Consider the following 21,508-nt stretch of genomic DNA (forward strand, 5'->3'; position numbering starts at 1 on the left):
TTTGTATGTTCAGCAGAATTATTGGCGTTATTGGTGAGCTCCTCATTACAGCAGGAGTTATTGCCGCGTTGTTCGCCTTTTACTTGCTGTATTGGACGGGTGTAGAAAACTCGAAGATACAGGGGCAGGCAGCGGACGATCTTCGTTCTGCGTGGAACCAGCCAGTAGCTAACGCTGCACAACCAGATCCGAATGGTGCCGGCAATGTCCTTCCGGGCAACGAGGGTGCCAATGGTTCTGCGACGTGGGCAGAGCAAGGAAATCCAGTCGCATTCCTCACTGCCCCAAAGGCAGGCATTAACGAACTGGTGGCGTTTGAAGGCGTGGATCAGGGAACGCTGGCGGCAGGCCCAGGCCACTACCCAGATACTGCACTGCCAGGGCAGGTAGGAAACTCGTCGTTTGCTGCTCACCGCGATGGCAATGGCGCGCCGTTCGACAACATTGACGTGCTGGGCACCTGTGATGACATCACCGTCGAAACGCGAGACGCTGTGTACCACTACAAGGTATTGCCACTCGATGGTCTAGCTGGAGCGGGGGAAACTTTTGATTGCGTTCCTGAGGGGACTGAGATTCCAGCTCTTCCCGGCAGCATGATTGTGACACCAGATCGCGTCGATGTTGTGAATCCGTCGGGCAACGCTACAATGCTGACGTTTACCACGTGCCACCCAAAGTGGGATAACACCCACCGTTTGATCGTGCACGCAGTTCTCGCTGGCGTAGACCAGAAGTAAGCGAAAGAGGGTAAACACATGTATGCAGCGTTGTGGCGCATTCTTCCCGGCCCAGTGTGGTTCCGACTGATTGTGGTGCTAGTGCTCTTGGTAGGCATCTTCTTCTTGTTGATGAAGGTCGTCTTCCCTTGGGTCGAGCCGATGCTGCCGTGGACCGATGTAGCAGTCGCATCTGGTGTCGCTGGATTCCTTGGAGATATTCCGGCAGCGTAGCTCCGTAAGCCGTGTTCATTATCTATTGTGGAAACATGGCTGAGAGCACACAGAATAATACCGCGTCGACTACTGACTCCGAGCTCACCCCAGCGCGTGCAGCTGAACGTGCAGAGGTTTTAGAAAAAGCTCGTCGAGCAAAGGACGCATCCCGAGCACTTGCTCAGTTCACGTCAGCGCAGAAGAACGAGATTCTTCTCGCTGCTGCTGAAGAACTTGTCGCACAAACTTCTGCCATCCTGGCTGCGAATGAAGCAGATATTGCCGCTGGTCGTGAACGTGGCATGGAAGAGTCTCTGATTGACCGCCTTCGTCTCGATTCCGACCGAATCGAAGGTATCGCAGGTGGCCTTCGTCAGGTAGCGGGTCTCGATGACCCAGTGGGCGAGGTACTGCGTGGCCGTGTGCTGCCTAACGGCATCAAGCTGTCGCAGGTGCGGGTGCCTCTCGGCGTGATGGGCATGGTGTACGAAGCCCGTCCGAACGTGACCGTCGATGCTTTCGGCTTGGCACTGAAGTCCGGCAATGTCGCATTGCTGCGTGGCTCTAAGTCAGCCGTGAACTCGAATACCGCGTTGGTCGAGGTGCTTCGCAGCGTGTTGGCAAAGCATGATGCACCTGAGGACCTGGTTCAGTTGCTTCCTTGCGAAACACATGACTCCGTACAGGATCTCATCACGGCTCGTGGACTTGTCGACGTCGTCATTCCTCGTGGCGGTGCTGGCCTGATCAATGCCGTCGTCAAGGGTGCGACTGTACCGGCTATCGAGACCGGAACGGGCAATTGCCATCTATACATTGATGCGTCTGCCAAGCTGGATGACGCAATTGCGATGTTGATCAACGGTAAGACGCGTCGTTGTTCGGTGTGCAACGCCACCGAGACGGTGCTTTTCGACGCTGCGTTGTCCGATGCTGATATCCGCAAGGTACTCGCTGCGCTGCGGGACAAGGAAGTCCGGGTGCACGGTGACGTAGACAACTTGGCGCGTGTTCAGTGGGACGGCGAGATCATTCCAGCGACCGAGGACGATTGGAACGACGAGTACCTGTCCTTCGATATTGCGGCGAAGATTGTCGACGGCGTTGAGGCTGCGACGAACCACATCAACGAACATGGCTCCGGGCATACCGATGCAGTCGTCGCACAGGACTGGAACGTATGTGAAACGTTCGTGGACCTCGTCGATTCCTCGACCGTCAATGTCAACGCATCGACGGCATTCACTGATGGTGAGCAGTTCGGCTTTGGCGCTGAGATTGGTATTTCAACTCAAAAGTTGCACGCTCGCGGGCCAATGGCGCTGCCAGAGTTGACGTCGACGAAGTGGATTTTGCGCGGTACGGGCCAGACTCGCCCATAAGCACGACGTTCGTGCCCACCTGATGTCGTGTTGAGCAATCACACGACGGGGATACAGCCACGCCTCGATTATCGAGGTGCGCCTGTGCCCGGTAATGTTCCTGCCATGTCTGACAGCGTCGTAAAGCAGAACGATAAGAAGTTCCGCCTGGGAATCATGGGCGGTACGTTCGATCCGATTCACAACGGTCACCTCGTGGCAGCAAGTGAAGTTGCGGCGCGATTTGATCTGGACACGGTGTTGTTCGTGCCGACTGGCGAGCCGTGGCAGAAGGCGGGCCGAAAGGTGTCGTCAAAAGAGGACCGGTATTTGATGACAGTCATCGCGACTGCGTCGAATCCACGTTTCTCGGTATCACGTGTTGATATTGATCGTCCCGGGGCGACGTACACCATCGATACGCTGCGAGATTTGGCGCACAAATACCCGGATGCAGAATTGTTCTTCATTACTGGTGCGGATGCGTTGGAAAGGATCATGACGTGGCGCGACTGGGAGAAGATGTTTGATGCCGCGACGTTCGTCGGTGTTAACCGTCCTGGTTTCCATCTGTCGGAAAAGGAACTTCCTGATGTCGACCGTGGCCGACTGCATCTCATCGATATTCCGGCAATGGCAATTTCTTCGACCGATTGCCGTCAACGGGCGGCTGAAGGTCGCCCAGTCTGGTACTTGGTGCCTGATGGAGTAGTGCAGTACATCGCAAAACGGGGTCTGTACCAGGAACCTGGTGTCGGTTCGGCACCAGAACCGTGATGGTTCATGCACTATCATCGGAGGGAACACCGTTTTGTTCTAAAACGTGTTGTACCGCACTTTTGTTTTACAACTTCTTTGTCTTACAACGTTTTCAACTAGGAGCTGAAGCTTACTCGTGACTGCATCTGCCGAGGCCACAAAACTGGCCAGCCTTGCCGCCCTCGCTGCCGACCGCATGAAGGGTGAAGATGTCGCAGTGCTTGATGTCTCGGATCCATTGGTTATCACCGATGCATTCGTACTGGTAAGCGCCGACAATGAGCGTCTGGTTTCCGCAATCATCGACGAAATTGAAGATGATTTGCGCGAGGCGGGAGCGAAGCCTGTTCGTCGCGAGGGAGTGCGCGAAGGTCGCTGGGCGCTGCTTGACTACGGTTCCGTTGTCATTCACGTCTTCCGCGGAGAAGAGCGTGACTACTACGGCCTCGATCGTTTGTGGAGCGACTGCCCACGCATCGAGGTTGAAGGTCTGGAGCAAAACGTGACGGAAGCTCGTCGCGATGCAGCGCTGTCGGCGCGTTCCATCGATGAAATCCCACTGGCTGCAGAAGCCCCTGACGCAAACGAATTCTAGAATCATGGCCACCACCGAGATCCCACCACGCCGGTTGATCCTGCTTCGTCATGGAGAAACCACATACAACGCAACGCGTCGTATGCAGGGGCAGCTCGATACCGAGTTGTCGGAGGTGGGCCTTGCGCAGGCTGCGGCCGTCGCAAAGCATTTCGAGCATTTCACGCCTGCGGTGACTCGGATTGTGTCGTCGGATCTACAGCGTGCTGCGCGGACAGCGGATGCTGTTGGCGAGATTTTGAATGTTAATGTCTCGCGTGACCAGCGCTTGCGGGAGACTCTGCTGGGTGTGTGGCAGGCGCGAACTCATGAGGAGATTGACGCAGAGTATCCGGGGCTTCGGTACCGGTGGCGGCACGATGCCGAGTGGGCTCCGGAAGGTGCGGAGACCCGATTGGAAGTGGCGCAGCGGATGCGCGCTGTCGTCGACGAATTGCTTGACGACGAATCGTGGCCAGGCAGCACCTTCATGTTGGTGGCACATGGTGGAGCTATTGCGGCGCTGACAGCGATTCTCATGGAGGTGCCGATCAGTCACTACACCATGTTCAATGGGCTGCGGAATACGGCGTGGGTGGAATTGTCCGCGAAGCACCGTGAAGACGGAAGTCTCGGCTGGTATCTCGGTGCTTTCAATGCGCAGGTGACGTGTCCGTGAGTGTGAAGAAGCGGTCGAAGAACAAGAAGCGGGTGCAGATTGTCGTTGATGAATCCGCATGCCTCGAACCCAAGGTAGCGAAGAAGAACGGCATTTTTGTCGTGCCCCTTGAGGTGCTTCAGTCGGAGACAGAAATGTCGACGTCGGCCGCTAGTCCACTTCATCTGTGCGCAACGTATGCGCGAGCGCTGGAGCGTGGCAATGACGCCGGGGTAGTGGCGTTGCACGTGAGTAAGGGACTCTCAGCGACGTGGTCTAATGCTGTGACGGCGGCGAGTGTGCTCGACAATGTTCGAGTTGTCGACACGTCTACGAGTGGCGCAGGTGTCGGTGCGGTCGTAGGTGCTGCTGCCATTCGCGCCGCGAAAGTGGCGGCCGCTGGTGGCACCTTGGATGAATGCCAAGCTGCAGCCGAAGACATGTTGGCCAGCTCCGACTTGTGGTTGTACGTGCCTAAACTTGAACCTTTGCGACGTGGCGGTCGTATCTCTACTGGCCAGGCAGTGCTGTCGACGGCTCTAGCAATCAGACCTGTGGTGGGTTTCGTCAACGGTGCCTTGACGCTGGTGGCGAAGTGCCGAACTGAGCTGAAGGTGAAAGAGCGTCTCGTTCAGTTCGCGGTGGATACCGTTGCAAGTAGTACTGCAGCGCTCGACGAAAATGGCGAGATTCCCGCTCCGCATATTCTGCTGCATCACTGTGATGCCCTTGACGACGTCGTCGAATTGCAAGCGATGCTCGAATTGGTCATGCCTCGTGGCACGAGGTACAAGATCGTGGACCTTCCTCCATCGTTGGTTGTGCACACAGGTCTTGGTGCATATGCGCTGGGCATCATTGTGGACGGACACAAGGTAGACGATGACGCGGTTGATGACTTGGACATGGATGAAGCCGTCAATCGCGCAGTCCAGGGAGTTGTGAATGGGGAGGCTCCGCGGGGCACGATCCCAACCAAGGACGGCGAGCCAGTGTTCACCGCGGTGACCTCGAAGTTGCCGACGTGGAGCGCTAATCGACGTCGCGCTATCGAAAAGGCAGATCAACTGTCGAAGGCGATTGCTGACTTGACTCGTCGAGATACCTCGGATCCAGAAGGCGCGAAGTTTGGGGCGACCAGCGGAGGCGTTGAAAATGCGCGCGGTCGCAACGGTGATGAGGTCGTAGAAGATGCCATTGAACGCGGAACCGTGGAAGGTGAAAGCGCTGCTGGCGGTACAACTACCAGCGACAATGACACCCTCGACCAGCCATAGGCATTGCTGATCCACAGCTGCATTCTTATCCACAGCAATGGCGGTTATGTGGTGATGACGGGCGTCGTCGTGAAGCCCATGGATTTATCGTGCAGGCGTGGACGCACTACGAAACCGGCTTGGCGACCTGCTTGAACCGATTCCCGATGACGAAACACTGCCCATTGATTTTTCTAGGAAGAGGCTGCGCGTAGAACGGCCAGCTGTTGTCGCGACGGCAGTCATCGCGGTGCTTGTTGTGATCGCAACCGCGATCGGGTTGTTTGTGGTCGCGACGCCGAGTGCTTCGATGCCAGAAGTCGGTGTGCCGGTTGGTGCCGCCAACGTGGTGGACGAGACGGGTGGCTCGTCCGTGGCGGATGCTGTGGGCGCTGGACCACATCGTCCTGGCGCTGCTGGTGCAGTAGCACCTGCCGATGGCGACATGGCCCCTCCCGCGACAATTGTGGTGTCTGTGGTGGGACTCGTTCATCGGCCGGGAGTAGTTACGGTTGCTGGAACAGCGAGAGTGGCGGATGCCATTGATCTTGCGGGTGGCATGTTGCCAGAAGCGAATCCTGCGAGTGTCGTCTTGGCTGCGCCCTTGCAGGATGGTCAGCAGATTGTTGTGGGGGCGGATGCGTTGCCAGCTACTGGAGGGGTTGCCGCGATCCCAGGCGCAGAAACCGGTGGTGGTGCAGCAAGCGGAGTGGCAGGGGCTGATGTTGCTCCTGGTTCAGAGGTGGGGTCCAGTGCCGGGGGCTTGATCAACATCAATACCGCCACGGAGTCCGAACTCGAGGAACTAACCGGGATTGGGCCAGCGACGGCGAAGAAGATCGTTTCCCATCGCGAACAAAACGGGCCTTTCGTCTCCGTTGATCAACTCGAAGAAGTCCCCGGTATCGGTCCCGCGAAGTTGGAAACACTGCGGTCCGAGGCCACTGTTTAGATGACTAGTCTCGCCGTCGCGCGTCCCGGACTCGACCTCAGACTCATTCCCGCAGCTGTTGCAACATGGTCAATCACGGTTGTTGCTCTGTACTCTTGGCAGGTCGCCGCCGGAGTGGTTGCGCTGTTCGCAGTAAGTATCGGCGCATTGGTTGTGGCTTTTCGACGACGCCGTTGGAATCAACAAGCCTGGGGGACTGCTCTAGTCATCGGTGCCATGCCATCGCTTCTTCTCGTACTCATTGTCACAGCTACCAGCGTGTGCGCAGTTGCGCTGAAGAGGAGAGTCGTCGAAAAGCATGCACTGTTCAAGAAGATCGGTGGTGTGACGCAGGCTGAAGTGGAACTTACGGGTGCGCCTCGGGTGACGGAATTTGGTGCGATGGCAGCTGCGAAGGTCGCGGGGCTGCCGGGGACGGTAGCCGTGTTCGGGGATGAGTCACTGCTGGCTCATGACCGTGGCACTGTGCTTGCCACCATGGTGAAAGTGAAGGAGGCGGATCCGCCAGCGATTTCCGGGATGCGGTTGACGGTGCGTCGAATCGTGGATGTAACGCCTCCGGACGGACATGTCGCGCGTATTCGGCAGGGATTGCGAGCTGCGTCCGAGGACTTATGGAAAGGTCCAGATCGGCTAATTCCAGCGATGACACTTGGCGACGAACGTGGTTTTAACGCTAGTGACCACGAGATGATGGTGGATTCTGGGCTAGCGCATTTGTCTGCAGTGTCGGGTGCCAATGTGGCGCTAGTAGTGGGGGCAGCGATGATGTGCGTGGCATGGGCATCGCCGAGGGTTCGGGTGGTGATTGGTGTTATGTCGCTGCTGGGATTTGTTGCTGTTGTCGGGCTGGAGCCGTCTGTGCTGAGAGCGATGATGACTGGTGGTGTTGGGCTACTGGCCGTGTTGTGGGGGCGACGCGGGCAAGCGATTCCCGCTTTGGCAATGGGGATTGTCGTTCTTTTAGTGGTAGCTCCAGATCTGGCAGTATCTGTAGGTTTTGCATTGTCGGTGGCAGCAACCGCTGGCTTGGTGTTGGCAGTGGAACCGCTTGTTCAACGATTGTTGAAAGTTTCGTGGATTCGTGGATGGCCGGCTCCGGTGGTGCGAGGGACAGCGGTTGCGGTGGTTGCCCATATTGTGACGGCACCGGTGTTGGCACTGTTCATCGGCAACGTGAGCCATGTGGCAGTTGTTGCAAATCTTGTGGCTGCGCCTGCGGTGGCGCCGGTGACAGTGTTTGGAACTGCTTCCGCGCTTGCTACTGCACTCGGACTGACGTGGGTAGCCACTGCGCTGACATGGGTGGCGGCTCCGTTTGCGTGGTGGGTCTACTTTGTGGGGTCGGTAGCGTCCAAGGTTCCAGGTGCAGCGGGCGAACTAGGAGTGCTAGGTGCTGCCGTGCTGGTCTGCTTCGTCGTTGCACTGTGGCGGTGGACGGTGCTGACAACTCATGTGGTGGTGACAGGTGCAACCGTTGTGTTGTGTGTGGCTCCTATATCTGTAGCGTGGGGTTTACATATTCCGCGTGCACCTGCAGGGTGGTTGTCTGCTGTGTGCATGGTGGGGTCGAATGTGGTTGTTTTCGAGCATCCATCGGGGCGAGGGGCGGCGCTGCGTGGGGGCGAAAAGCTTGGCGAAACCAGTTCCCCTCAAGCGACGGTGAACCGAGACTGTCGTATTTCGCTAGGGCTTGGCGGGGAAGATGTGCCAGCTGTAGTTGGTACTTCGACAGGGGTGACAGTGACGACCGTTGTGGTGGACACAGTCGATGAGATCACAGGTTTGAGGGAGGACGACTCCGTAGCAAGGCAAGGCGATGGTGGAGTGACATGGATCGTCGTGAAGCAATGCAATAAGAGGGCGCGAGCAGAGATTGAGACGCCGGATGCAGTGTCTGTTGTGTGTCCGGGACGGGATGGGCCACAGGCTCTTTACACAGATGGGAGCGTGTGGCGTGGGTCTAACCGGTGAACCGTAGTCAACTTTCTTGAAAACGACCCCAAACCGTTGTGCTATTCGTATAATTTTCGAAAATAAAAATACTGGTCGGAACTAGTTCTAAAGACTCAGTCTGGCAAGCAGTGGCGAAAATGGAGGCGACATTGACATGGGGCATGTGAAAAGGTCCAGGTTTGTTGGCATCTTAGCCGCAGGTCTTTTCGTTGCAGGTGGGACTGGCGTGGCTATGGCGCAGGGTGGTATTTCTGCAAACCTTGCGTTGTCCGGAACTGTGATGACTCTGACCGTCGATGAACTTGTAGGTGACAAATCTAGTTTGTTCGTTGGTGCCGAGAAGGCCGGAGACGGTGAGGCAGGTGTGTCGAAGTTGCGGTTCGGGGAAGCCCAAGGAACAAACGTTTGTCTGTCAGCGCCATTAGGGAATGTGCCGGGAGTAGGCGAGGCAACTTTCAAACTCGAAGTTCCGGGTCAGAACTTTGGTGCTGAGAATCTTCTCGTGGGTGCTAAAGACATCAATGGTGCGTTGACGATGACCAACCCTCAAATTGGTATCGATGCCAACCAAGTGGATGAGCGAGCACCTGGAGGTTCCTGGGGGCTGACTGCTACCCAAATGATTGTGCAAGACCAACAACTCAAAGTGACTTCGGTCGCAGCAGACTCTTTGACAATCGCCGGCGCGAAAATCAACGTGGAGACGGGTTCGAATGGTGGATGCTGAATCTACTGAGCAACAACCGACCGACACTCCGCGAGGAAAGGCATTCAAGGAGTGGCGCCAAAACCGCCCGTTTGGCGCTGGCCTTTGCATGGTCTTGGCCGGAGCGGTAATCCTCACCCCGGCGTATCTGACTTTTGATGTGCAGGGATTGCTAATCAGCATCTCATCTTTGTCAGGTGTATCAACGCTATTGATTGGCACATTGCTCATCGCCTCGGGAATCTTGACGTGGTTCGGAAAAGACGCGCGTTTTCTCGCAGGTATCGCAGCCATGGTGCTCGCTATCGTTGCACTACCCACTTCCAACTTTGGTGGGTTTATTCTGGGCACAACTCTGGCGCTTATCGGTGGGGCGCTAGCTTTGTCATGGAGTCCAGATGAGAAGCGAGGCAAGGCAGATCAAGGTCGCGATTCGTCAACACAACTCGTCGCGACGGTCGTCATGCTAGGGGCGATTGCCATGTTGCTGAAGTCTCCGCCACCCGAAGCATTAGCTGCTCCACCGATGTGGCCGGCACCGCCGATTCAGAATAAATGGGCAGTTCCAATGCCACCGCTACTGCCGCCGACTTTGCCAGATCCACCTGCAGTTCCACACCCAAGTGAGTTGGTACCAGAGCCACCAGAGGTGGATGACTTACAGGCCCCAGGAGCAGGTCTCGATCTCGGACAGGCGCCTGCACCTAGGGCAGGAGAGCTCGCGGTATCCAACACGATGGAGATCATCACAGCAGATTCAGTGCGATTGCTTGGAAACGTGAGGCTGTCTGAAACAGCAGTGACTGTTCCATCGGGGGAAGTTATTCAATCGATTCGACTGGATGCTGACCACGTGGAGCTCGACAATCTAGGCCTGCAAGCCGAGGGGGTGGCAGTAGGTCTGACAACAGCGCCTGGCACCATATCGACACTGACGGGCAACTTCCACATCATCGTTCGGTCTCTCACCGCGACACCTGGCGTCGAATCGGGGGAATTGTTCCCGGTCACGATTGATGCTCGAAACATCGATGATTCACTACTAGAGCTGCTCGCATCACATTCGTTGGGACTACCTGATGTTGTGACCGATGAATTGGTACTGAGGAACGTTAGCTTGGAAACTTTCGTCGTCAGAGCAGACGCACTGAAGTTGCCAGCTTCGGCTAGTATTTCTTAGCCTGCCTCGCCGGCATGAGTTCGCCCCTCGTCCAAGACTTGAAATACTTCTTCTAAGAATGCATCGTCGTTTGTTTCTTTAAACGCCACCACAACTGCGATAAGTAGGGCTGCAAGTCGTTCAGCAACAACCTCTCGAGATTCAGCAGAAGACTCATCCTCGGATCGAGCCATTAACCATCGCCGAACTTGATACTCAGCCGCAGCAACCCACGTCCTCAGCGCAGCGTGACCAAGTTGAGTCTCTTTGATGGGACGAACTCGTCGAGAAATTTCCGCAACGATTGCAGAGCGCATACCTTCTGCAATGGTGCCTTGGCTGTGACTGTCCAGTAACGACAACACTTCACAGCGAACTGCGTCGGTAATGGACAAAAATTCTTGAATGCCGCAAACGAGTTCCACCCATTGGTTATCTGATCCGAACCCGGAGAACATCCTTTTCTGGAATGCAGTCGCTATTCGGCCGATTATGGATGCCTTGAGATCTTCGATGCCCTCGAAGAGGCGATAGAAGGTTGCCCTAGAAACTCCAGCTTTTTGTGCGATGTCCTCAATTGTGTAGTCATGAGGACTGCCGGTCGAATACAACGTGGCAGCTGCATCGAGGATATCCTCCCGCCTTTGCACAGCAGTTAACCGACGACGATGTGACGGGTGCGCTGATTCAAGGTTCATTCTGAAAAGAATATCGGGAGTCTCGATGGACGTCAGCGCTTTCGAGCAAGGGTGCTAGTCATTCCATCTCTTGCCGACCATGGATAGAACCCCGCGTGGTTTTGGACGAGCGCTGATAGCCACTGCTCGAGTCACAATTCCGTTGGAAACTGAGACCGACTCGTACTCCTGATCAGTGGCAGTCACAATGAGTTCGCTACCTCCATCAGCGGAGGCTCCAGACAACTGTGAAGCAACTATCCGTAGGCCTGCTTGTGTGCTCCATCGCCGAGACACTGATGGCTCGGCAGGAGAAAGTTCTTCGCCTTGGCCTGCATCTACCAGCACACCGCGTGCGCTGCGAATGCCAGATGCGCGAGCTGATGCAAGGTCCTCGTCTCGACGAACGTCACCGTTGTCCATTCGTCTCGCTGAGCAGTCTCCAGCAGCGTAGATACCTGCTTTCGAAGTTCTGCCAAGGTCATCAATGACTACGCCATCGTCTATGTTGAGTCCTAGCTGCTCAGCAAGCGATGTGTCCGGGCGGATCCCGATCGCGGTAATGATGACCGAGTCAGTCGTGATCTTTGGCGAAGTGCCCAGCGAAAACTCGACACCTCTTCGTTCATGCACACCCTGTAGCCAACGACCAGCATGTGGCGACAGCATTCGGGGAACGATAGTGAGGGAAAGGTCATGGACTCGTACCCGGTGGCCAGCGTCAACTATCGAACTCGCAGCTTCCATGCCCAGCACACCGGCCCCGATGATCTCGACACGCGAGGCCTTGTCTCCAAGTGCTTCTCGAATTCTGGTGGAATCATGTGCGGATCGGAGTGCAAACGCATTGGGGAACTCCGAGAGGGGTATCGGAATTGCGCCTGTTGCCAGAATTACTGGGGAAGTTAGCGCAGAGTTTGTTGATTGGCTCACGAGACTGTGGCCGTTGAAACGCACCTGGTCTCCCATGTGAAGCGTTACTGAATCCGGAATCGCTCCGAGGGAATGATCTTCGATGTCTGCGGTTCCAGCCAAGAGAGATTTCGATACCTCGACCCGATTGTAAGGCTGGTGTAATTCTGCGCTGTGGAGATCGACTGTCCAGCCAGCCCGTGCCAAATGACACGCAGCTGCCCAGCCAGCCGGACCTGCGCCTACGATATGGACATTATTCATTACGGCAACTCGACCATGTCGAAGTCAGTCTTTGCTGCACCGCAATCAGGACATGACCAGTCTTCCGGGATGTCTGCCCAACGGGTGCCCGGAGCAAAGCCCTCTTCGGGCCAGCCTTCGGCCTCGTCGTAAATGAATCCACACTGTAGGCATTCGAAAACTTTGTAATCCATGACTACTCTCCAGTTTCGCTGTAGGACAATTCAGCAAGCCGCTTCTTCAGTTGCGGAAGCTTGGATGGAAGAACATTGATGCTGTCGAGCTCCCCGTCGGCCTGAGCAATCACCCTGTCATCCATGATTGCCCTCCAGAAGGGTGGGATCATTGCGACCGCAATCATTGCGGCATACCCCGAGGGGAGGTTTCCGGCTTCGTCGAAAGATCTAAGAATCTGGTAGCGACGGGTAGGGTTCGCGTGGTGATCGGAATGGCGCTGTAGGTGGTAGAGAAAGACATTGGTGACGATATGATCTGCATTCCATGAGTGGCGTGGTTGGCATTGCTCGTATCGGCCGTTGTCAAGCTTCTTTCGAAGCAGCCCGTAGTGCTCGATGTAGTTGACCGATTCGAGATAGAGAATTCCGATCGCGCCTTGGAAGATGAGGTAGGGAAGAACTTCCCAGCCGAATGCTGCAGTCAGGCATGCATAGAGTGCCAATGAAATTGCCCAGGCGTTGAGTACATCATTGTCGGGGTGCCAAAAGCTGCGCTTGTTCCGTAACGCACGCTTCTTCTCTAGTTCGATCGAGTGGAGCAAACTGCCCCACGCACTTCGAAAGACGAAGTGATAGATGGGTTCTCCCCATCGTGCGGATGCGGGGTCTTCGGGTGTTGCGACTCGTACATGGTGCCCGCGATTATGTTCCACGTAGAAGTGTCCATACCAAGCTGGTGCCAGAGTGATCTTCGAGAGCCAACGCTCTAACTGGTCCTTCTTATGTCCAAGCTCATGGGCAGTGTTGATTCCGATTCCAGATGCAACACCTGCGGTTAGTGCGAGGCCAATAGAGTCAAAGACTGACAAATCGCCACGGCCCCACAAGTACGCAGCGGCGATGAGCGATCCCCATTGAAGTGGGATGTAGGCGTACAAGGTCCACTGGTAGTACTTGTCGGCCTCAAGCTTCGCCATTACTTCGTCAGGTGGATTCGCGCCGTCGTTGCCGACGAAGTAGTCAAGGAGCGGAATGATGATGAAAACAACGATCGGGCCGCCCCACCATGCCCAGTCGATAGTCCAACCACTGAACCAGAATCCCAGAAGAGATCTGAGTCCCCAGGCTAGAAGGACAGCGGCTGCGGGGATGAGACCCAAAAGCCACAAGTATCGTTTCGGATCCTTCCATGAGTACGGGTCGACCTGAGCGTCGGAGTCCGGTGCGGCGGCTACGCGACGCAGTCCCATGGCATCGGACCGCTTCCGTCTGCGTTGTGAGGTTTCGGGATTCAGCGTCATGGTTCCTCTCCTCCTTCATGCTTGACTTTGGCTTCCATTGCGATGTGCCATCGTCAGCTGCTTGTGAGACGCACTGTCTCATAAACACATAATGTGTGACCTGGCCCACATTGTCAATCAGTTTTGAGGAACTAAATAAAAATTTATTAGTGCGCGATCAGTGTTGAAGCTCCTGAATCCTGGTTGCACTTGGGGAATCTGGCACGATGGGAGCGTGAGTAATTCAGCAGGGGCAACGCCAGCACCAGTCAATGTGATCGTTGGCAAGGAAGGTCTGCTTATTGACCGCGCGAGATTGTCGATCATCGCGGCAGTACGTCGCAATGCAGCCACCGAGCTTGATCCAGAGGGCAGAGCAGTTCCCGTCAATACGCTGCGCGCAGGCGACGTAACTCCTGCAGAAATGCTGGACTTGCTGAGCCCTTCGTTGTTCGGCGAGGATCGCGTCGTGGTACTCACTGACTGTGATGCGGCAGGTAAGGAAGCTGCAGATCTCATCGTGGATGCCGTCAAGGACCCAGCCCCGGGAATTACCCTGATCTTGCAGCACTCGGGTGAAGGCCGACAGAAGAAAATGGTGCCGACGCTGCGAAAACTCGGAGTCCGCCAGTTCGAGGCACAAGCTCTGAAGCGAAATGACCTGCCACAGTTCGTGCGGGGTGAGTTCGACCGGCACAACGTGAAAGCATCGAAAGCCACGGTGGACACTGTGCTTGATGCGGTGGGATCGGACTTGCGCGAAATTGCAACGGCAATCTCGCAGCTATGTGCGGACACCGGCGGTAAGGTCACGCCCACTGCGGTGCGCACTTACTACGGCGCAACCGCGGAAGTATCGGGTTTCGAGATTGCCGAACTTGCTCTCAGCGGCGACGCCGAACATGCGCTGGGCAAAGCGCGCCGGGCACTCCAGCTCGGTGTATCGCCGGTGCTGCTGTCATCGGCGCTGACAGGCATGGTCGGGGACATCGCACGCTTGCATGCCGTCCAGGGCGTCAACTCCCGTCGCGATGCTGGCACGTACGGCATGCCACCATGGAAGCTGGAGAAGACTCTTCGTGTAGCCAGGAAATGGTCGACACCAGCGGTTGCGGAAGCACAAGTTGTTGCCTCCAAATTGGAAGCCGCAGTGAAAGGCGCATCTAGCGAGCCAGAATACGTTTTCGAGCAGACTGTGCTGGACATCGCCCGAATCGCGATGAGCTCGCACCGGCGCTGACACCAGCCCAGCAAAAAGCGCCCCACCAGGAAAACCTGATGAGGCGCAATGTTCAACGGCCAAAAACTTGACCCAAGAAAAGAAAGCTAAAAATTAGCCTTCCATCTTGTTGACAGCCTTTGCAATGCCGGACTTCTTGTTAGCAACGGTGTTGCGGTGGAAGACGCCCTTGGACACTGCCTTGTCCAGCTTGCGGGAAGCAACCTTCAGCTGTGCCTGAGCAGCAGCCTTGTCGCCAGCCTCGATAGCTGCATGAAGCTTGCGGATCTCGGTACGGATCTCGGAGCGGATCGACTTGTTGCGAAGACGAGCCTTCTCGTTGGTCTTGTTACGCTTGATCTGGGACTTAATGTTTGCCATGTTGATACCTCTTGTATCCGTAGTCGGTGGTAGTCACACCCGATTCCGGTTTGAACTGGCCCGGCGCCGTGTCCTACAACTCCCGCGAACCCAAGGTCCTGCCCGCAGCGTGCAGATAATCAGTATGTGAACAACTCGCGCGATATTACCAGCGGACTTAGCGTATTCCCTAATCGCGTATGTGCTTGACGACGAGTTCGTCGTCAAGTGTTACGACCAGTGGTAGTCGGAGCGGAGTCGGGAAGCGATGCGGTCGAAGCGACGGCGAGGCATGAACGTGCCGGATCGACGAATACCGGACTCCGGAATGATGAGAATGCGGTCGATACGTACCCATGATGGTCGACCTTGTGGATCCCACGCGCCAGTGCCGATGAAGAGCCACTTTGGGTCATTCGCGTGTTCTTCGCGCGTAGAAATGAGTGCGCCCAAAAGGGCATGGCGGTCACGACCTAGGACAACTGCCGAGCGTTCGTGAATAGGTTGGTGGTCGCCGTCGATCTGGACGTGAACGCGGACAACTTCCCCGGATTCAGTCTGGCCGTCCATATCAGGGGAGTAGAGAATCGAGCGTGCGAGCTCAGCCGATGGACGTGCGATGGTGACAGGCTCGTGGTCCTTGTCGTCGACTTCGGCAGGTTCCGGAACAAGTCCGAGCTGTTCGTTGAGAATTGACAGTGCTTCGTCAAGGCTGTCGTTGCCCTGAAACCACTCGGCCAGGCGTGCACGAAAACCACGAGACTTCCCCTTGGGTGAAGGAGATGAGGTGGTGGCGGATTCGTCGTTAAGCGAGGTCATGAAAATGGTTCCTGGACTGGGTTTTGCAAGCCGCACAACGGCTCTACGCCAACAATAGCGTGAACGTGGCGTGCGGAAGCGCGGAACGGACTCTGTTTTACGTAGGTGGCCAGGTAATGTAGGCCAGTGAATCATTTGCCCATGAGTTTAGGTACGGAGTAGACCCAACGTGACAAGGAATTTTGCGGCGCAGACATTTACGGATCCAAAGCAGATCCGCAACTTCTGCATCATTGCCCACATCGACCACGGAAAGTCGACGCTGGCGGACCGCATCCTGCAGCTGTCGGGTGTTATTGAAGATCGCGATATGCGTGATCAGTACCTCGATAACATGGACATTGAGCGCGAGCGTGGCATTACTATTAAGGCGCAGAACGTGCGCCTGCCATGGGTGCCAAAGTCGGGTGCGCATGAGGGTGAAGAAATTGTGCTGCATCTGATTGATACGCCTGGTCACGTGGACTTTACGTATGAGGTTTCGCGCGCCTTGGAGGCTTGTGAAGGTGCGATTCTGCTTGTCGACGCCGCCCAGGGCATCGAAGCGCAGACCCTTGCAAACCTGTATCTGGCAATGGAGAACGATCTGGAGATCGTGCCAGTGCTGAACAAGATTGACCTGCCAGCGGCTGATCCTGATAAGTACGCGGAGGAAATCGCACACATTATTGGTTGCGAACCTGAAGAGGTGCTGCGCGTATCGGGTAAGACCGGCCAGGGTGTGCCAGAGTTACTCGACCGAGTATGTGAGTTGGTTCCTGCGCCGACGGGTGATTCAGATGCCCCAACTCGTGCCATGATTTTTGACTCCGTCTACGACACGTACCGTGGCGTGGTCACGTACATCCGTGTGGTGGATGGTCGCTTGGAGCCTCGTGATGTCATTCAGATGATGTCGACTGGTGCAAAGCATGAGCTGCTGGAGATTGGCATTGTGTCGCCACAACCGCAGAAGTCGAAGGGCTTGGGCGTCGGCGAGGTTGGTTACCTGATTACCGGTGTGAAGGACGTGCGTCAGTCCAAGGTCGGTGACACCGTCACATTGAACAAGACGCCTGCCGAGGAGCCACTGGAAGGCTACGAAGAACCAAACCCGATGGTGTACTCGGGCCTGTTCCCAATTTCGCAGGAAGACTACCCAGACCTGCGAGATGCTCTGGAAAAGCTCCAGCTTAACGACGCATCGTTGACCTTCGAACCAGAGACATCTGTTGCTCTTGGGTTTGGTTTCCGCGGTGGCTTCCTGGGGCTGTTGCACATGGAGATCACGCGTACCCGTCTTGAGCGTGAGTTTGACCTCGACCTGATTTCGACGGCGCCTAACGTGGTGTACCGCGTGGTCGCAGAAGACGGCGAAGAAATCACCGTGCATAACCCAAGCGACTGGCCAGAGGGCAAGCTCCGCGAGGTGTGGGAGCCGATGGTCAAGTGCACGATTATCGTGCCAAGCGAGTTCGTCGGCACGACCATGGAATTGTGCCAGCAGAAGCGTGGTGAGATGGGTGGTATGGATTACCTGTCCGAGGATCGCGTGGAGCTGCGCTACAAGATGCCAATGGGCGAGATCATCTTCGACTTCTTCGACATGCTGAAGTCGCGCACTAAGGGCTATGCATCGCTGAACTATGAAGACGCTGGTTGGCAGGAAGCTGACCTGGTGAAGGTTGATATTTTGCTGCAGGGCGATGCTGTGGATGCGTTCTCGGCGATTGTGCACCGTGATAACGCGCAGTGGTACGGCAACAAGATGACGAAGAAGTTGCGTGAGCTGATTCCTCGTCAGCAGTTCGAGGTGCCTGTGCAGGCTGCCATCGGTTCGAAGATTATTGCCCGCGAGAACATTCGCGCTCTGCGTAAGGACGTTTTGGCGAAGTGCTACGGTGGCGATATTTCGCGTAAGCGCAAGCTGCTGGAGAAGCAGAAGGCCGGTAAGAAGCGCATGAAGAATATTGGCTCGGTGTCGGTGCCACAGGAAGCATTCGTCGCGGCGTTGTCGACGGATGAGGGAAAGTAGACACTCTTTCCTTGTCTCGACCAGGAGTAGTTTCGACGGAATTTTCGTCGTGGCAAAGGTCTATCGACGCGACGCTGAACGGATGTTCGAAAACGTGGTAAGGTCCTAGTCCGCATCATCTCGTAGTTTGGTGGCATGAGTGCAGATGATGCGAAACAAGAGTTGGCTGGGAGTGGGGCAGCTGACGACGGTGAAAGTTCGAAGCAGTTTGACCTGGACGCAGTGAGGTGGATGCGTTCGCGCAGAGTGGCTCTGGCAACGGCTAACGAGAAGGCGGCGTTTGTCACGGAGCTTCAGGAGCTAAATTCAGATCTTTCTGAACGCCCGGGCAATGGTGTTGGAATGGCCATGGTGATCACGTTTGGTGCAATGGTACTGGCGTTTCTTGCGGTAGTGATCGGCCTGTTTGTCATTGAGCTTGCCTCTGATCTGATCGGGAATCTTTCAGAGGGGAGCGGGCAGTGAGTAACTCCAAGGGGTCAGGTGGTGGCTGCCTGACACTTTTCGCAGGTCTGTTCCTTATTGCTCTTGCTGTATGGACCTTCGCGATCGCATTGTGGGTGCTCGGCCTAGTGATTGTCGTTGGTGGTGTCGTCGGCTCGTTGGCGCTCGCCGTGTGGGGCTGGTTGCAAGTCCGTCGTCGTGGAGAAATCACAAAGATTGAGGCTGAGATTTCTGCGATGGCGGGAGATTGTTGTGCGGACTTGAGTGCTCTGCAAACAGAGCTCATGGCTCTTACGGCAACGAAAGGCATTGGTACGCCACTAGAAACTGAGCTGCAAGAATCGAATCGATTGGTCGATCAGCTGTATGTAGAATGCGAGAACGCGATTCGCATGTGCCAGACTGCTCCGGCGACTGCACAACGAATCGAAGCTATCGTGCACGCTGAGCAAGTACGCTCTCAAGTGTCGCAGCGGATTCGGCAAGCCTAGTTGGCAGCTTGGAAGAAGCGGCCGTCAGAGAAGACATTGACACCTCATACTTGAAAAATACTAGTATCCACCAAAATGCCTTCCAGGATTGATTTATACACTTTATACTGCAAAGTATGAATAATCCCTTCCGCCCAAGTTTCGGTCTCTCACCTCTGGTGCTCGCTGGACGCGACGACCTGGTCCGTGGCTTTCAGCTTGCCTTCGCGGAAGGCATCGGCGCGCCCCTACGAGTCTCACTCCTATCGGGTCCTAGGGGCACTGGCAAAACGGTAATGCTCAACGAGATCGAAGACATCGCCCGCTCACAAGGATGGCTCGTACTCCGTGCTTCGCCACGTCCCGGCATGATCGACAATCTTGTCGACCCCACCATCAAAGATGCCCTCGAATCCCTGGACTCTCAACCCGCACCGCCGAGCCGACGCGTCACAGGCGCACGAGTTGCGGGAGTGAGCTTGTCGACGGAAATCGTCGAGAAGCAAGAGTCCCGCAAGACGCTAACCACAGAACTCCGAAAGCTGGCGGAGGCCGTGCGGACGCACAGGGCAGGTGTGTTGATCACGCTTGACGAGGTGCAGTCCGCGAAGTTGGAGGAGTTGGCGGACTTGGCGACGGCTATCCAGGACCTCATTCGCGATGAGTACGACATTGCGTTGGCTGCGGCTGGGTTGCCGGAGGGTATCAACGCGTTGTTGCAGCACGAAGGAACGACGTTTCTTCGACGTGCTGAGCACATCGAGCTTGGTGCAGTTTCCGATGATGATGTGGCGCGTACTTTCTCGGACACGATCACCAGCGCCGGTAGGGAGGTTACCGATGATGCGGTCGCCGATGCGACGCGGATTATCCGTGGTTATCCCTATTTGATTCAGGTCGTTGGTTCGCTGTCCTGGGCAGCAGCGACGCTGGACAGTAATAACGTCATTGGGTTGCAGCACGTGAAGTCCATCGAGTCGGATGTTGAACAGCGCATGGGATCACATGTGCATCAACCAGCGTTGCGACCGTTGTCCGAAAGCCAGATGGATTTTCTGTATGCGATGGCCCGGGTCGCAGAGGATGGCACCGCGCAAATCAGCGATATTGCTGATGAGCTGGACACAACGACGACCGCATTGTCGATGCGAAGGCGAGCGCTTCTCGACGCGGGCGTGATCGTCAGTCCCCGTCGAGGCGAGCTTGCGTTTACCTTGCCATTCCTGCGGGAGTATTTGCTTCGGACCGACGCTTCTTAATGGGAAGCGGCGCTCAGTGCAGTGGCGCGACTACCGGCGAGGCGGGGATCTAGCCCGCTGCTTCGATTGCCTCTCTCAGTACGTGGGCATGAGAGTTCTGGACATCTCGTCCTGCGATCAGGAGAGTGACCTGTCCTGACTGGGCGATCGTCGCAATGCGAGCGAGGTCTGGACTGCCTTCGAGCTCCGCGAGGTAGCGTTCCTGGAATTCAACCTGGTCGATGTGCCTCGCATGAAACTCCCTGCGGAGCTGGGTCGATGGGGTGATTTCTTTGCACCACTCATCGAGCGGTAGGTCATCTTTCTTGATGCCACGGGGCCACAGTCGGTCGACGAGAATTCGGTAACCATCCTGGTCAGATGGGTCCTCGTACACACGCTTGATGAGAATAGGCATGATTGCGACCGCGCTCAGTCGAAGTCGAAGATAGCTGACGAATCGCCCTTGTCCTTCTCCTTCATCAAGTCGATTGCGATTGCACTGCCGAGAATTGCCATGCGCAGATCAGTCGGAACGTCTGGGGCGAGTCGGACGAAGTACTTCTGACGTTCGAGCAGTTCGTTCATTAGGCCAGCCCAATGCCGCTCGATGTGAGCAACCTCGCGACCATTAATGAGGAAACGGTAGCTGTAATCCCACATCGATCCCTCGACTTGGCATGTGGCGTAACCAGGCATTTCAATATCGACTCGACGGCGTAGAAGAGAGAACCTGCTCCTGATAATTGCCATCGGCTGATCGGAACCAGGCAACGTCACGTGGAATGTGTCGCGAACAAAATTCACTGGATCGGTGACGACAAACAGCGGGCGCCCGTCGGTTTCGTGAACCGTGAGCTTTCGCGAACCCATCAGCATGCGACCAAGCCGACTGCCTTGCGTTTCGACGTATCCCGCGACCTGACCATTCTCGTCAAGAATGTCGAAGTTGTCACGCATGAAACTGCGAATCTGCTGAATCGCCAGCATATTTCGAGATAATAGCCCACCGTAAGGCTGCTGGGGCTGTTGTTGATATGGCTGCTGGTAACCATGCTGAGGCTGCTGGGGTTGCTGCTGTGGCGGATACTGCTGATAAGGCTGCTGGGGCTGAGGCTGCGAATAGTTCGGCTGCTGCGGTTGCGGTTGTGTCCCCGGATGTCCTTGTGCGCCGTGAGTATCCCAGTACGACTCGTGGTTGTTCCAATACGAGTTGGGATTGTTCGGATTCGAAGTCATCATTTACTCCTGATTGCGTGCGCTGTAAGGGCTATTACAAGGGTAAGTGTCTTCAATACAAGGGTAAGTGTCTTCAATATCTTCTACCAGCATTCATTTTT

General features: G+C 55.9%; 24 protein-coding genes. 16 read left to right on the plus strand and 8 right to left on the minus strand.

What is annotated here, in order from left to right:
- Positions 1–5 precede the first annotated feature (5 nt).
- The 11 genes from WG934_RS03360 to WG934_RS03410 all read left to right on the plus strand — a co-directional run bounded on the left by WG934_RS03360 (position 6) and on the right by WG934_RS03410 (position 10,337).
- The gene (locus tag WG934_RS03360; protein WP_339977586.1) at positions 6–740 is read left to right on the plus strand and encodes a class E sortase; all 735 of its coding nucleotides are present in this window, start codon (positions 6–8) and stop codon (positions 738–740) included.
- Between the two features lie 18 nt (positions 741–758).
- Positions 759–953: a hypothetical protein gene (locus WG934_RS03365; RefSeq protein WP_339988688.1), complete on the plus strand. Its 195-nt coding sequence runs from the start codon at positions 759–761 to the stop codon at positions 951–953.
- 35 nt (positions 954–988) lie between these two features.
- On the plus strand, positions 989–2,317 hold the full coding sequence (locus WG934_RS03370; RefSeq protein ID WP_339988690.1) for a glutamate-5-semialdehyde dehydrogenase: 1,329 nt from the start codon (positions 989–991) through the stop codon (positions 2,315–2,317).
- Between the two features lie 105 nt (positions 2,318–2,422).
- The gene (nadD, locus tag WG934_RS03375; protein ID WP_339977592.1) at positions 2,423–3,073 is read left to right on the plus strand and encodes a nicotinate-nucleotide adenylyltransferase; all 651 of its coding nucleotides are present in this window, start codon (positions 2,423–2,425) and stop codon (positions 3,071–3,073) included.
- Positions 3,074–3,191: 118 nt separating this feature from the next.
- Positions 3,192–3,650, plus strand: a complete 459-nt coding sequence (rsfS, locus tag WG934_RS03380; protein WP_339988691.1) for a ribosome silencing factor — start codon at positions 3,192–3,194, stop codon at positions 3,648–3,650.
- Positions 3,651–3,654: 4 nt separating this feature from the next.
- A complete protein-coding gene (locus WG934_RS03385) occupies positions 3,655–4,308 on the plus strand; it encodes a histidine phosphatase family protein (RefSeq protein WP_339988693.1) in 654 nt (217 codons plus the stop codon).
- Positions 4,305–5,564 carry a DegV family protein gene (locus tag WG934_RS03390; RefSeq protein ID WP_339988695.1) on the plus strand — a complete coding sequence of 420 codons (1,260 nt, stop codon included), beginning with the start codon at positions 4,305–4,307 and terminating at the stop codon, positions 5,562–5,564. The genes WG934_RS03385 and WG934_RS03390 overlap by 4 nt, the downstream gene beginning before the upstream one ends.
- 97 nt (positions 5,565–5,661) lie before the next feature.
- Positions 5,662–6,495 (plus strand): ComEA family DNA-binding protein, encoded by an 834-nt coding sequence (locus WG934_RS03395; RefSeq protein WP_339988696.1) that lies wholly within the window; start codon positions 5,662–5,664, stop codon positions 6,493–6,495.
- Complete coding sequence (locus tag WG934_RS03400; RefSeq protein ID WP_339988697.1) at positions 6,496–8,469, plus strand: ComEC/Rec2 family competence protein; 1,974 nt, start codon at positions 6,496–6,498, stop codon at positions 8,467–8,469.
- A 214-nt stretch (positions 8,470–8,683) separates the two neighbouring features.
- Complete coding sequence (locus WG934_RS03405; RefSeq protein ID WP_339978800.1) at positions 8,684–9,178, plus strand: DUF6230 family protein; 495 nt, start codon at positions 8,684–8,686, stop codon at positions 9,176–9,178.
- Positions 9,165–10,337 (plus strand): DUF6114 domain-containing protein, encoded by a 1,173-nt coding sequence (locus WG934_RS03410; RefSeq protein ID WP_339988698.1) that lies wholly within the window; start codon positions 9,165–9,167, stop codon positions 10,335–10,337. Before WG934_RS03405 ends, WG934_RS03410 begins: the two co-directional genes overlap by 14 nt.
- On the opposite strand, the gene WG934_RS03415 is transcribed toward WG934_RS03410, so the two are convergent.
- From WG934_RS03415 to WG934_RS03430, 4 genes are read right to left on the minus strand one after another with little or no spacing between them, the layout of a single operon-like run.
- Positions 10,334–11,014 (minus strand): TetR/AcrR family transcriptional regulator, encoded by a 681-nt coding sequence (locus WG934_RS03415; RefSeq protein WP_339988700.1) that lies wholly within the window; start codon positions 11,012–11,014, stop codon positions 10,334–10,336. The two genes, WG934_RS03410 and WG934_RS03415, sit on opposite strands and share 4 nt — an antisense overlap.
- A 54-nt stretch (positions 11,015–11,068) precedes the next feature.
- Positions 11,069–12,169 carry an FAD-dependent oxidoreductase gene (locus WG934_RS03420; RefSeq protein WP_339977608.1) on the minus strand — a complete coding sequence of 367 codons (1,101 nt, stop codon included), beginning with the start codon at positions 12,167–12,169 and terminating at the stop codon, positions 11,069–11,071.
- Complete coding sequence (locus tag WG934_RS03425) at positions 12,169–12,342, minus strand: rubredoxin (RefSeq protein ID WP_339977610.1); 174 nt, start codon at positions 12,340–12,342, stop codon at positions 12,169–12,171. The genes WG934_RS03420 and WG934_RS03425 overlap by 1 nt, the downstream gene beginning before the upstream one ends.
- 2 nt (positions 12,343–12,344) lie before the next feature.
- Complete coding sequence (locus tag WG934_RS03430) at positions 12,345–13,574, minus strand: alkane 1-monooxygenase (protein WP_339989239.1); 1,230 nt, start codon at positions 13,572–13,574, stop codon at positions 12,345–12,347.
- Between the two features lie 265 nt (positions 13,575–13,839).
- On the opposite strand from WG934_RS03430, the gene holA reads away from it, so the two are divergent.
- Positions 13,840–14,844, plus strand: a complete 1,005-nt coding sequence (gene holA / locus WG934_RS03435) for a DNA polymerase III subunit delta (protein ID WP_339988701.1) — start codon at positions 13,840–13,842, stop codon at positions 14,842–14,844.
- A 93-nt stretch (positions 14,845–14,937) separates the two neighbouring features.
- Here holA and rpsT read toward each other — a convergent pair whose 3' ends face one another.
- Both rpsT and WG934_RS03445 read right to left on the minus strand, forming a co-directional pair.
- A complete protein-coding gene (rpsT, locus tag WG934_RS03440; RefSeq protein ID WP_339977614.1) occupies positions 14,938–15,204 on the minus strand; it encodes a 30S ribosomal protein S20 in 267 nt (88 codons plus the stop codon).
- A gap of 210 nt (positions 15,205–15,414) precedes the next feature.
- Positions 15,415–16,002, minus strand: a complete 588-nt coding sequence (locus tag WG934_RS03445) for a type II toxin-antitoxin system PemK/MazF family toxin (protein WP_339977616.1) — start codon at positions 16,000–16,002, stop codon at positions 15,415–15,417.
- Between the two features lie 169 nt (positions 16,003–16,171).
- Here WG934_RS03445 and lepA point away from each other — a divergent pair, with 169 nt between their 5' ends.
- From lepA to WG934_RS03465, 4 genes are all read left to right on the plus strand, one after another.
- Entirely contained in the window at positions 16,172–18,016 is a 1,845-nt protein-coding gene (gene lepA, locus WG934_RS03450; protein WP_339988702.1) for a translation elongation factor 4, read from the plus strand.
- 135 nt (positions 18,017–18,151) lie between these two features.
- Entirely contained in the window at positions 18,152–18,481 is a 330-nt protein-coding gene (locus WG934_RS03455) for a hypothetical protein (protein WP_339977620.1), read from the plus strand.
- The gene (locus tag WG934_RS03460) at positions 18,478–18,951 is read left to right on the plus strand and encodes a hypothetical protein (RefSeq protein ID WP_339988704.1); all 474 of its coding nucleotides are present in this window, start codon (positions 18,478–18,480) and stop codon (positions 18,949–18,951) included. The genes WG934_RS03455 and WG934_RS03460 overlap by 4 nt, the downstream gene beginning before the upstream one ends.
- Positions 18,952–19,067: 116 nt before the next feature.
- Entirely contained in the window at positions 19,068–20,189 is a 1,122-nt protein-coding gene (locus WG934_RS03465; protein ID WP_339988705.1) for an ATP-binding protein, read from the plus strand.
- A gap of 49 nt (positions 20,190–20,238) precedes the next feature.
- On the opposite strand, the gene WG934_RS03470 is transcribed toward WG934_RS03465, so the two are convergent.
- Positions 20,239–20,586 carry a DUF488 domain-containing protein gene (locus WG934_RS03470; RefSeq protein WP_339977626.1) on the minus strand — a complete coding sequence of 116 codons (348 nt, stop codon included), beginning with the start codon at positions 20,584–20,586 and terminating at the stop codon, positions 20,239–20,241.
- A gap of 14 nt (positions 20,587–20,600) precedes the next feature.
- Positions 20,601–21,410 carry an LURP-one-related/scramblase family protein gene (locus WG934_RS03475; RefSeq protein ID WP_339988707.1) on the minus strand — a complete coding sequence of 270 codons (810 nt, stop codon included), beginning with the start codon at positions 21,408–21,410 and terminating at the stop codon, positions 20,601–20,603.
- Positions 21,411–21,508: the final 98 nt, after the last annotated feature.

The organism is Corynebacterium sp. H78 (genome assembly GCF_037572275.1).
Classification (GTDB): Bacteria; Actinomycetota; Actinomycetes; order Mycobacteriales; family Mycobacteriaceae; genus Corynebacterium.